Annotated in this window: 11 protein-coding genes; 1 reads left to right on the plus strand and 10 read right to left on the minus strand. The window is 26.8% G+C overall.

The genetic code is table 11. From position 1 onward, the window contains the following. Window position 1: 1 nt before the first annotated feature. From ACYQ44_RS05285 to ACYQ44_RS05330, 10 genes are all read right to left on the minus strand, one after another. Window positions 2-2,314 (minus strand): endonuclease MutS2, encoded by a 2,313-nt coding sequence (locus tag ACYQ44_RS05285; RefSeq protein WP_459995753.1) that lies wholly within the window; start codon window positions 2,312-2,314, stop codon window positions 2-4. Window positions 2,315-2,317: 3 nt separating this feature from the next. Then, the gene (locus tag ACYQ44_RS05290) at window positions 2,318-2,878 is read right to left on the minus strand and encodes a hypothetical protein (protein ID WP_459995755.1); all 561 of its coding nucleotides are present in this window, start codon (window positions 2,876-2,878) and stop codon (window positions 2,318-2,320) included. 20 nt (window positions 2,879-2,898) lie between these two features. Then, window positions 2,899-4,734: a 1-deoxy-D-xylulose-5-phosphate synthase gene (gene dxs, locus ACYQ44_RS05295; protein WP_459995756.1), complete on the minus strand. Its 1,836-nt coding sequence runs from the start codon at window positions 4,732-4,734 to the stop codon at window positions 2,899-2,901. Between the two features lie 9 nt (window positions 4,735-4,743). Then, a complete protein-coding gene (nusB, locus tag ACYQ44_RS05300; RefSeq protein WP_459995758.1) occupies window positions 4,744-5,172 on the minus strand; it encodes a transcription antitermination factor NusB in 429 nt (142 codons plus the stop codon). A gap of 2 nt (window positions 5,173-5,174) precedes the next feature. Further along, window positions 5,175-5,609 carry an Asp23/Gls24 family envelope stress response protein gene (locus ACYQ44_RS05305; RefSeq protein ID WP_459995760.1) on the minus strand — a complete coding sequence of 145 codons (435 nt, stop codon included), beginning with the start codon at window positions 5,607-5,609 and terminating at the stop codon, window positions 5,175-5,177. 19 nt (window positions 5,610-5,628) lie between these two features. Continuing rightward, window positions 5,629-6,186, minus strand: a complete 558-nt coding sequence (gene efp, locus ACYQ44_RS05310; RefSeq protein WP_459995761.1) for an elongation factor P — start codon at window positions 6,184-6,186, stop codon at window positions 5,629-5,631. A gap of 29 nt (window positions 6,187-6,215) precedes the next feature. Beyond that, window positions 6,216-7,298: a M24 family metallopeptidase gene (locus ACYQ44_RS05315; RefSeq protein WP_459995762.1), complete on the minus strand. Its 1,083-nt coding sequence runs from the start codon at window positions 7,296-7,298 to the stop codon at window positions 6,216-6,218. 79 nt (window positions 7,299-7,377) lie between these two features. Then, window positions 7,378-9,831, minus strand: coding sequence for a DNA mismatch repair protein MutS (gene mutS, locus ACYQ44_RS05320; RefSeq protein ID WP_459995764.1), 2,454 nt, complete (start codon window positions 9,829-9,831; stop codon window positions 7,378-7,380). Between the two features lie 68 nt (window positions 9,832-9,899). Next, on the minus strand, window positions 9,900-10,490 hold the full coding sequence (gene clpP / locus ACYQ44_RS05325; protein WP_459995802.1) for an ATP-dependent Clp endopeptidase proteolytic subunit ClpP: 591 nt from the start codon (window positions 10,488-10,490) through the stop codon (window positions 9,900-9,902). A gap of 2 nt (window positions 10,491-10,492) precedes the next feature. Next, window positions 10,493-10,738 (minus strand): extracellular matrix/biofilm biosynthesis regulator RemA family protein, encoded by a 246-nt coding sequence (locus tag ACYQ44_RS05330; protein ID WP_459995765.1) that lies wholly within the window; start codon window positions 10,736-10,738, stop codon window positions 10,493-10,495. Window positions 10,739-10,803: 65 nt separating this feature from the next. Here ACYQ44_RS05330 and obgE point away from each other — a divergent pair, with 65 nt between their 5' ends. Then, entirely contained in the window at window positions 10,804-12,132 is a 1,329-nt protein-coding gene (obgE, locus tag ACYQ44_RS05335) for a GTPase ObgE (protein WP_459995766.1), read from the plus strand.

The raw sequence follows: 12,132 nt of genomic DNA on the forward strand, positions 1-12,132 counted from the left end.
GTTACACCTCCACAAAGGTAACACCTGTTCCCCCTTCTTTATCATTCCCCAATCTAAATGATTTTATTCTCTTATTTTTTCTTAAATAATTCCAAATACCTAAAGCTAATTTTCCAGTACCCTTTCCGTGAATTATGTATCCACTATTAAGATTAGAGGCTAATAAATCAGAAATAAATTTATCTATTTCTGGCAAAGCCTCATCTACAGTTAGCCCTCGAATATCTATTTCATTTTTAATATTTTTTATTATAGGTATACTGTGATTTTTAATATTACTTTTTTTCTTTTTTTCTTTTTTAAAATTTATATCATTTATTGAAACACTTAATTCAAATGGTTTATCAATAAATTTTACTAAAATATTATCCTCTTTTATTTTTACTATTTTTGCCTTTTCACCAGAAATATTGACAATATCTCCAACTGATAAATTTTGTTTTATATTTTTACTTTTTTTAATTTTTATATTATCAATTTCGTATTTTTTATTTTCAACTTTTTTGCTTAAATTTCTAATTTTATTAATATCTTTTTCATTTTTTAATATGTTGATATAATGATCAATTTCTTTTTTTAAATCTTTTAAATATTCTTTATATTTTTTTATTTCGCTATCTAAATGATCAATTTCCTTTTTTTTGAGTTTTTCTAATTTTTCTTCTAAATCTTGTTTTAGCAATACAACCTCTTTATGTTTGATTCTGTGTTTTTCTTTTTCTTTTTCTAAATCTTCATAAATTTGAGTAAGATTTTGAATTATTTTTTCATCAAAAATTTGTTCTTTGCTTAAAAAATTATTTGCGCTAATAAGAACATCTTCTGGAAGGGATAGTTTTTCAGCAATATCTATAGCATGGGATGCTCCAGGAACACCTATCAATAATCTATAAGTAGGTGAAAGAGATTCTTTATCAAATCCCATAGAGGCAGAAAGTAAATAATTATTTTCAATAGAAAAAGCTTTCACTGCAGATAAATGAGATGTAACGAAAAATTTTGTCTTTAATTTTATTAGTTTTTCTATAATTGCTAAAGCTAATGCAGAACCTTCTATAGGATCAGTCCCAGTCCCTAATTCATCAATTAAAATTAAAGATTTTTCATTGGTATTATCAAGAATTTCCTTAATATTTTTTAAATGAGCAGAAAAAGTACTTAATGTTTGTTCAATACTTTGTTCATCTCCGATATCAGTATATACTTTTTCAAAAAAAGGTATTTTCGCATTATGTGCAGGAATAGGAAATGCTGAATGAGAAAAAATTACACTCAATCCAACAGACTTTAAAGCGACGGTCTTTCCGCCAGTATTAGGACCAGTGATTATCATTCCATATTTATTTTCAGGGAGTTTTAATGTTACTGATACGACTTTATCTTTTTCTATTAATGGATGTCTAACTCCATCTAAATATAGATTTTTATCTTTTAAAGAAGGTATAGAAAATACGTAATTATTTTCTTTTGCGTATCTATTTTTAGCATTTAAACCATCAATATATTCTATAATTTTGATAGTTTTTTTTATATTGTATAAATTTTTACTTGATTCAAGAAATATTTTTCCTAATATTCTTGAAATTTCAGCTTTTTCTGAAGCAATAAGATCGGATAATTCAGAATTTAATTTTCCTGTTTCATAAGGTTCGATATAAACTGAAACACCTGTATCTGAATAAGAAATAATAGTACCATTTATTTTATTTTTATGTTCAGAACGCACTACTATACAGTATCTATTGTTTTTTAAAGTAGGTTGTTCTAAAGAAACATATCTATGATATTTTGAAATAATTCTTTTCAATGAAGAATTTAAATTTTTTTTAATAGTTTCAATTTTTCTTCTTATTTGTCGTAGTATATCACTAGCAGAGTCCTTTATATTTCCATCTTTATCTATAGATTTTTCAATTAAATTAATGAGATTAGAAGTATCTGGTATAGAGTAAATAGTTTTTTCTAAATTTGGATAATTTTTTAATAATGGAGAATATTCAGTAAAAAAATTACTAACCTGAGATAAAAAATCAGAAATTTTTTTGTATTCAATGGGAGATAAATATACGTTATTATTAATTTTATTTATTTCATTATATATAATAGGAATACCCCTTAAATCAAAATTCCCATTTTTTATAACAAAGTCGATATATTCTTCTAAAATTGTATACTCTTTTTTTAAAATATCATAATCTGTAATATAATTAAAATTATTTATTATATATCTTTTCCCATATTCTGAATAAGCATATTTTGTAATAAGATTTAATATTTTATAAATTTCTAAATTTTTATATGTTTTTTGATTCATTAATTAAAAAAGCACCTCCACACCAATCGAGAAAGGAAAATAATTTATCGTAACCATTTTATTATCAGTTGTATAATATCTTGATTCATATCCAGCAAAACCATAAACATTTAAGGAATAAATTTTATAAGATATGCCTAAATTAATATTTATTGATGAGGATAAAGATTGAAATTGATCTTCAGTATGAATTCCACCTAAAGCCATAACATTAAATTTAGTGTTAAATAAAAAATCAGTATTATATAAAGTTATAATACCTAATTCGTAACCAGTATTTTCAATAATAGCATTTAAATCTTTTAATTGAGTTTGAGTAATATTATCATAAACAGTATATCCAAAATAAGGTCCAAATAACATTTCTGGAGAATCTTCTGCGGGATACATAATAGCAATTTTTAATGAATAATAATCATAATCCTTAAAAGAACTATCCCAATCTTGAATATCTAATGATGTAGAAGAAGAGGTAACTCCGTACATTCCAAAAGTCATTAGATTAAAAGATAAACCAATAGATGTTAAAATAACAAAAAATAAAGTTATAAAAAGTTTTTTCATTTATCTATCTCTCCTTTCTTTTATCTAACCTTGTCCTTAGATAAAATTATATTTCTTAAATTTTTCGGATTTAATATATACTCTTCTAATAAATCTTTTCTAGAACCTTGGGGAACAAAGTCGTCCTTTATTCCAAAGGCATAGAATTCACATTTAATTTTATTATTTATGATATATGATTTGATTTCTTCGTTAAAACCACCTTTTAAAGAATTTTCCTCTATTGTAATAATTTTCATATTGTTTTTAATATATAAATCAAGTATATGATTATCAAAATTTTTAATATTTCTTACGCCAATAATAGTAGCATTTAAATCTTTCCATAATTCTTTATATTCCTCGACTAACTGGCCTACTACAAAAATAATATTTTTAGAATTAGATTTTTTAATTGTTTTCCAAGATTTATCAACTATGTTTAAATTAGATAATATAACATCTATATTTATGGGTTCTCCGCCACGTGGAAATCTAATAAAAGTTGGTTTTTCTAATCCTTTTTCAAAAGAAGTGAAAATCATATTTGCTAAATCTTGTGCATTCAAAGGAGTTAAAATTTCAACTCCAGGAATTAGTCTTAAATATGAAATATCAAATACGCCATGATGAGTTGGGCCGTCTTCGCCTACAACACCAGCTCTATCCAATAAAAATAATACGGGTATTTTTTGTAATGCAATATCATGGATAATAGAATCATATGCTCTTTGCATAAATGAAGAGTAAATATCTACCACAGTAAATATTCCGGCCAATCTTGTTGCACCTGCTGCTGTAACAATTGAAGGTTCGGTAATACCTAAATCAATAACTTTTTCGGGGAAATCTTTTTTTAAAATATTTAGGCCTGTACCCTCTTCCATAGCAGCTGTAAAAGCTACAAATTCATGTTTTTTGGCTATATGATTTAATGTATATCCAACGACTTTAGAATATGAAAGAATATCATTTTTTTTAGGACTCACACCATGATATTTAGTTGGATTTTTTTCAGCAAATTCCATTCCTTTACCTTTAATTGTTTTTAAGTGTAAAATGCAGGGTCCGTCTTTATAGTTTTTTATAAATTCCATATATTTTTCCAATTCTCTAATATTATGTCCGTCAACAGGACCATAATATTTAATGCCCATGTCTTCGAACATTCCTAAAGCATTATTGTATACAGTGTGTTTTATACCGTCTTTTAATTTTTTTAAAGCATTTTCAATATCGTGTCCAACTTCTGTACTTTCCAATGATCCTTTAAGTTTTTCTTTGAAATTAAAATAATCGTTTGATATTCTTACTTTATTTAATAATTTTGCTAATGCCCCTACATTAGGGGAAATTGACATTTCGTTATTCAATAATATTATTTTTATCTTTGAATTTACAGATTTTAATTGATTTAAAGATTCTAAAATCATACCGCTTGTCATTGCACCGTCTCCAAATATAGCTATCACATTTTTATCAATACCTTTTTTTTTGTAACCTAATTCATAGCCAAGTGCAGCTGCAACAGATGTTCCTGCATGTCCTGCACCAAAATAATCGTATTCACTTTCAAATATATTTGTAAATCCGCTAATACCATTTTTTTGTCTTAAAGTAGAAAAAGAATGCCATCTGCCTGTTAGCAATTTATGAATATAGGCTTGATGGCTGGTATCCCATATAATAATATCTTCTTTTGGGTCAAATACTCTATATAATGCTAAAGTTAATTCAACTGTCCCTAAATTTGAAGATAAATGTCCTGTATTTTTTGTTACCGTTTCATAAATATAATTTCTTATTTTTTGTGAAAATTTATATAACTGCTCATAATCCATTTTTCGGATTGCATGAAATAAAGGTTTTTCATACATGTAATCACCTCATAATCTATTAAATTCTTCTTTAGCGAGTCTATCTAATATTCCATTAATAAATTTGGCACTTTTATCGCTTGAATATTTTTTTGATAATTCAACAGCTTCATCTAAAATAACTTTTGGAGGGATATCATTTCTGTTTTTTAATTCATATATAGCTAATCTCAATATAGATTTTTCTATATTAGCAACTCTTTCAAAATCCCAATTTAGTAAATATTTTTTTATTAAATTATCATAATCTTTTTTATTATAGAAAATGTTTTCTAAATATAATGTAGATTCTTCTATGAGGTTTTGAGGAACCTTTTTTTCCTTTAAAAGGTTCCTCAAAAAATTTAATATTTCATTATATTGGATATTATTATTAAAATCCAGTTGAAAAGTACTTTCTAAAATAGCTTCCCTAAGTTTACGTCTTTTTGAAATCAATTTCAAACACTCCCGTTATCTTCTTCAGTCATATCTTGTTGATCAGTTTCTACGTTTTTTTCTTCTGTTTCAGGAATTTTTTCTATTTCTTCAATAGTTTCCTCGGACGGAGAAACCACTAAACCGTCTAAAACAATATCGATATTTCTTATAGGAACTTCTGTCATTTTCTCAACTTCGGATTTTAGAAATTCTTGTAAGTCTTTAGCGAATTTTATAATACTTACACCATATTTTGCTTTTGTTTTAATATAAACTGAAATTGTTTCATCATCATTTTCAACAATTTTAACCATTTTTGAAATATCTTTTTCACTTAAATCCAGTTCAGTAACATATTCTTTGAAAAATAATTGATAAGATTTCATGGCCAATTCTTTTAAAGCACTATCTGTAAAAGATAGCTCGCCAAATTGGTTATGTTCATTTATGGCCATATTTCCCCTCCTTTCGGTATTAAGCTCTTTCAATATACTCACCAGTTCTAGTATCAATTTTAACCTTTTGTCCTACTTCAACAAAGAATGGAACAGTAGTTTTTAAACCTGTTTCTAGAATAGCAGGTTTTCCACCACCTGAAGCTGTATCTCCTTTAAAATTAGGTTCTGTTTCTTTTACTTCTAAAACAACAACAGTTGGCAAAACAATACCTACAGGTTTTTCATCATAAAATGTTAAAGTAACTTCCAAATTATCTATTAAAAAATCTTTTGCTTCAGCTACATCATCTTCTGATAATAAATATTGTTCATAAGTATTTAAATCCATGAACACATAATTATCTCCATCGTGATATAAATATTCGGCAGGTCTATAATCTAAGGCGGCTTCTTCAACCTTTTCTCCAGAATTAAAATTTTTATCAACAACATATCCAGTTTTTATATTTTTTAATTTAGTTTTTATAATTCCACTGCCTCTACCTGTGAAATGTTTTTGCATACCTAAAACTCTATATAATTCACCATCAATTAAGATAATCATACCTTTTTTTAAATCACCAACGACAACCATTTTTCATTCCTCCTATTGTTATATTATATTTATAGAATAATTAAATTTTTATCAAAAGAAGTTAGAATTTCACAGCCATTTTCTGTAATTAATATATCATCCTCTATTCTTACACCAAATTCACCAGGTATATATATTCCAGGTTCTATTGTTATAACATCTCCAACTTGAGAAATAGAGGAAGATAATTTAGAAACTCTTGGAGTTTCATGAACTTCTAATCCTAAACCATGACCTAAACTGTGGGTAAAATAATCACCATAACCACCTTCTGAAATAATATCTCGGGCAATTTTGTCTAAATCACTATACTTCATTCCAGACTTTGCAGCATTTATTGCTGCTTTTTGAGCTTTCAAAACTAATTCGTATACTTCACTTTGTTTTCTGGAAATTTCTCCTACAGCTATTGTCCTTGTAATATCCGAATTATAACCATTTGCGTAAGCACCAAAATCAATTACAATCAAATCTCCTTTTTCTATTTTCTTTTCAGAAGCAATACCATGTGGTAATGCTCCTCTTGGACCTGAAGCAACTATAGTTTCAAAAGCATAATTATCTGCACCAAATAATTTCATATTATATTCTAATTTTGCAGCAAAAGTTTTTTCTGTCATTCCAATAGTGAAAGAATCTAAAGTTTCCTGTAAAGCTTTTTCAGCTATTTCTGCGGCTTTCTTAATAAAACTTATTTCATCTTTATTTTTACATCTTCTCATTTCAAGGATTATTTCATCTGCGCTAATGAATTCATAATTTTCAAAATTTTTCAACACATTTAAATATATATTTGATGAAACGGTATTTGATTCAAAACCTATTTTAGCTTTTTTAGGTAATTTAATAAGACTTTTAAGTTCTTCAGATAATTTAGTTTTGAAAATTTTTGGTTTAATGCCAGTTTGTTTTTCAGCTTGTTCAACATATCTCCCATCGGTTAAAAACTCAACATTATTTTTAGTAACAAAAATTATTGAAAATGAGCCACTAAAACCTGTTAAATAATAAGAGGATGGTTTTGATGAGCTTTCAATGTTAATAATTAAATAAGCATCTAAGTTTTTTTCTATCATTTTTTCTCTTAAAATTTCTATTCTATCGTTAAACATTTAGAAATCCCCTTTCTGTATTAAAAATTAAATATTTGAATATTTATAAAAAATAAATCATAAATATTATATCATAGAATTAAAAAAGTTTTAGTTGATTCTTATTTTTGCTAAATTTTTTCTGTTTAATTTTTTTCATGCTTTTTAACTTGTTTTCAAATTCAGTTTTGTTAGAAATTTCTTCCATAACTTCTTTAGCTCTTAAAACAACCTCATTTGGAATACCAGCTAATTTTGCAACCTCAATTCCATAGCTTTTATCACTAATTCCATCTTCAATTTTATGTAAAAATATTATACCAGACTCAGTTTCTAAAACCTTTACTCTTTTATTAATAATTCCATCATAAAAGTCATTGAGCATTGTCAATTCCATATAATGAGTAGCAAAAATTGTATATGATTTTAAAACTTGATATATATATTCAGATGTAGCCCATGCAACACTGATGCCATCAATGGTACCCGTACCTCTCCCAACCTCATCTAGTAATATTAAGCTATTTTCATCAGCATTATTTAAAATAGAAGATACTTCAGACATTTCAACTAAAAATGTGGATTTCCCACTTACAACATCGTCTTTCGCACCAATTCGCGTAAAAATATTTTTTAATATTGGTAATTCAACATATTCTGCAGGTACATAAGATCCGATTTGAGCCATTATAGAAATAATTCCTATTTGTCGTAAGTATGTAGATTTGCCACTCATATTTGGACCAGTTAGTACTACAAATCTATTTTCTTTATCAAGTTTAATACTATTTGGTGTAAAATTATCGGTAAATTGTTCAACTACAGGATGACGTCCATTCTTTATTAAATATCTATTATCAACAAAAATAGGTCTAACATATTTATTTTTTATTGATGCTTCAGCAAAACCTCTTAATATATCAATTTCTGATATATTAGAAGATAATGTTTTTAATTCTTTTACATACTTTTGTAATTCAAGTATCAAAACATTATATATATTCTTTTCAAGTTCTTCTATTTTTTTCTCGGCAATAGAATATTTTTCTTCTAAATCTTTTAATTCCTCAGTTATAAATCTTTCAGAATTTACTAGAGTTTGTTTTCTAATGTAATTTTGAGGTATTTTATCAATATTTGCTTTTGTAACTTCAATATAAAATCCATATATTTTATTTCTTGCTACTTTTAACTTTTGAATACCAGTTCTTTCCTTTTCTTTTTTTTCAATTTCTTTTAAAAACATAGAAGAATTTTCAAATATTTCTCTATATTGATCCAATTCATTATTAAATCCTTTTTTTATAACTCTTCCTGTTCCGACTTGCGCGGAAGGCTCTTCAGTAATAGAAATATTTAATAATTCTTTTAATTCATGGAATTCCTCTAGTAAGTCAATTCCTAACATATTGAGTAACTCATTAATATATGGTAAAATTCCTAAAGAAAATCTTAATGCAACTAAATCTTTTGGAGTAGCTCTTAAGAGAGAAATTCTAGAGGAAATTCTTTCAATATCTCTTATTGAGCTTAAATACTCTTTTAATTCTTCCATAATTAATAGATCGTTTCTAAAAGTTTCTACAATATCAAGTCTTTTTTCAATCAGATTTTTGTCTGTTAATGGTTTTGCAATCCATTGTTGTAATAATCTTGAACCCATAGAAGTTTTTGTGAATTTTAAAATATCATATAATGTTTTTCCTTTATTTTCCTTGTTTGGTAATAAACCCAAATTTAGTATAGTTGTAGAGTCTAAAATCATATTATTAGAATTTTTAAATCTTTTTGGGAAAGAAAAATGGGTAATTTTTTGTTTTTGGGTAATTTCTAAATATTTAAAAACAGCTCCTAATGCTGATAATTCATCATTGGTCAGATTTAAAATGTCAATATCTATGATTTCATAGCTTTCTTTAATAATATCTTCAAAATTTTTATTAAAATACCACTCATCAAGTTCTTCTATATAAATATTAGTATTAATGTTTTTTATTTTATTTTTTATTTCTTTTAAATTTTTTGATAATAGAATTTGTACAAAAGAATAAGAAGAAATGAAATCTAAGATTTCATTATCTGAAAATTTAAAAGTATCAATATATAATTCTCCTGTACTAAAATCAAATATAATAAAAATATAGGCACTGTTAATATAGTATATTAATAATGAATATCTATTGTTTTCATCGATCATATTTTCCTCTACAACAGTACCAGGAGTATAGATTTTTGTTACTTCTCTTTTTACTATACCTTTAGCAGTTGAGGGATCTTCAATCTGTTCACATATAGCGACTTTAAATCCTTGTTCTAAAAGTTTTCTTAAATAATTATCTAAAGCGTGATGGGGGATTCCGGCCATTGGATGACCATTCCTTTGAGTTAATGTAATTTGGAGTGCTTCACTAGTAATTTTTGCGTCATCAAAAAATGTTTCATAAAAGTCTCCTAATCTAAATAATAATAAACAATCTTTATACTCATTTTTTATTTCTAAATATTGTTTCATCATAGGAGTAACATTTTTGATAATATCACCTTCCCAGTACATCAGGGTGCTTTCGCACCCTGATTATGAAAATATTAAAAATATATATATCAGGGCGCTTAGCGCCCTGATTATTTAATTTCTTTTCTACTCGTAATAACTTTATCAATTAGTCCATATTCTAATGCTTCTTCAGCTGACATAAAATAGTCTCTATCTGTATCTTTTTCAATAATTTTTATATCTTGACCAGTATGGTCACTCAAAATTTTATTTAACATCCTTTTGATTCTTAATAATTCTTGAACCTGAATCTCAACATCTTTAGCAGTACCTTGTGCTCCACCCCATGGTTGATGAATCATAATCCTAGAGTTTGGTAAGGCAAATCTTTTTCCTTTAGCACCGGCTGCTAATAATACAGCGCCCATGGAAGCAGCTTGACCAATACAAATAGTTGCGACGTCAGGTTTTATATATTGCATAGTGTCATACATTGCTAATCCAGCAGTAACAGACCCGCCAGGACTGTTAATATAAAGATATATGTCTTTTTCTGGATCTTGTGCTTCTAGGAATAAAAGTTGTGCAACTACTAAATTTGATACATAATCGTTAACATCTGATCCTAAAAATATAATCCTATCTTTTAACAATCTTGAATAAATGTCATAAGCTCTTTCATATCTCCCTGTAGACTCAACTACAACAGGTATAGGCATACTCACTGTTCATTCACCTTCCTTAATTTCTCAAATAGTTTTTCAACTGGAAGAGCTAATAAAAACATATGGCCACTATCAGTAAATATTATTGATTTTACACTTTTTCCATAAGTCAAATCAATTAAACTTGTTGTATTTTGATGTTCTTTTTTTAACCTTTTAAAATGAGAGAATTTTTCTGGTATAATAGAATGTATCCTTTCGGCAACTAAAAAGGAGTTTTTTGTTACATTTATGATAGCCATATTTTCACCTCCATGAATTATATTATACACCGAAAATATTAAAAAATCAAAACGGAGGCGATAAAATGAGTGAAAATATATTTATAGATGAAGCTATAATAACCGTATCTGCTGGTAAAGGTGGAGATGGAGTAGTAAGTTTTAGACGCGAAAAATTTGTTCCTAAAGGAGGACCAGATGGCGGAGATGGAGGAGATGGTGGTAATGTTATATTAGTTTCTACAATGGATTTAAATACTTTAACAAATTTTAGATTTAAGAAAAAATTTAGAGCAGAAAATGGAAAAAATGGTCAGGGTAAAAAAATGCATGGTAGAAATGGAAAAAATTTAATAATTAAAGTTCCTGTCGGTACTTTAGTATATGACAATGAAACTAATGAATTAATAGCTGATTTAAAATATCCAAATCAATATGTAGTTGTTGCTAGAGGTGGAAAAGGTGGAAGAGGTAATATACACTTTGTTAATTCTAGAGTACAAGCTCCTACAATTGCAGAAAAAGGTGTAGAAGGTGAAACGAAAGTTTTAAAATTAGAATTAAAAGTATTGGCTGATGTTGGGATTATAGGATATCCTAATGTAGGAAAATCTACTTTGATTTCTGTAATATCAAATGCTAGGCCTAAAATTGCTAATTATCATTTTACGACATTAATTCCAAATCTTGGCGTAGTAAATATGGGAGACGGAAATTCTTTTGTTGTAGCAGATATACCAGGATTAGTTCCAGGTGCCCATGAAGGTATAGGATTAGGGGATAAATTTTTAAAACATGTGGAAAGATGTTATTGCTTAGTACATATGCTAGATATTTCTGAAAGTGAGGGAAGAAGTGTTCTGGATGATTATCATACCATTAGAAATGAATTAGATAAATTTTCACCAGAATTATCAAAAAAATTGGAAATAATAGCTGTAAATAAGGCCGATTTATTGGAAAAAGGTGAATTAGAAAATAGAGTAAAAAAATTATCGGAAAAATTAAATAAAAAAATAATACCTATATCAGCTGCTACTAAATATAATATTGATTTGTTATTAAATGAAATATGGAATAATATTAAAGAAATGAGAATTGATAGACAAAAAGAAATAATGAACTCATTAAGAAATGCTCCTGAAAAGTTAAAAATAAAAGTTACTCCAGTTGAAGTCGAAATACCAAATAAAATAAGATTTGAAATTATTAAATGGGATGAAGGTGTGTATGAAATAACTGGTAAAGATGTTGATTTACTTTTAAAAAGGTATCCAATTGACCAAAAAGATGCTAGATTAAAAGTATTAGGAATTCTGGAAAAAAACGGATTAGAAAAAACGTTAAAAAATATAGGAATAAAAGAAGGAGATACGGTTTATTTAGGGAATTTTGCATTTGAATATATGGAGTGA

The organism is Marinitoga arctica (genome assembly GCF_054657315.1).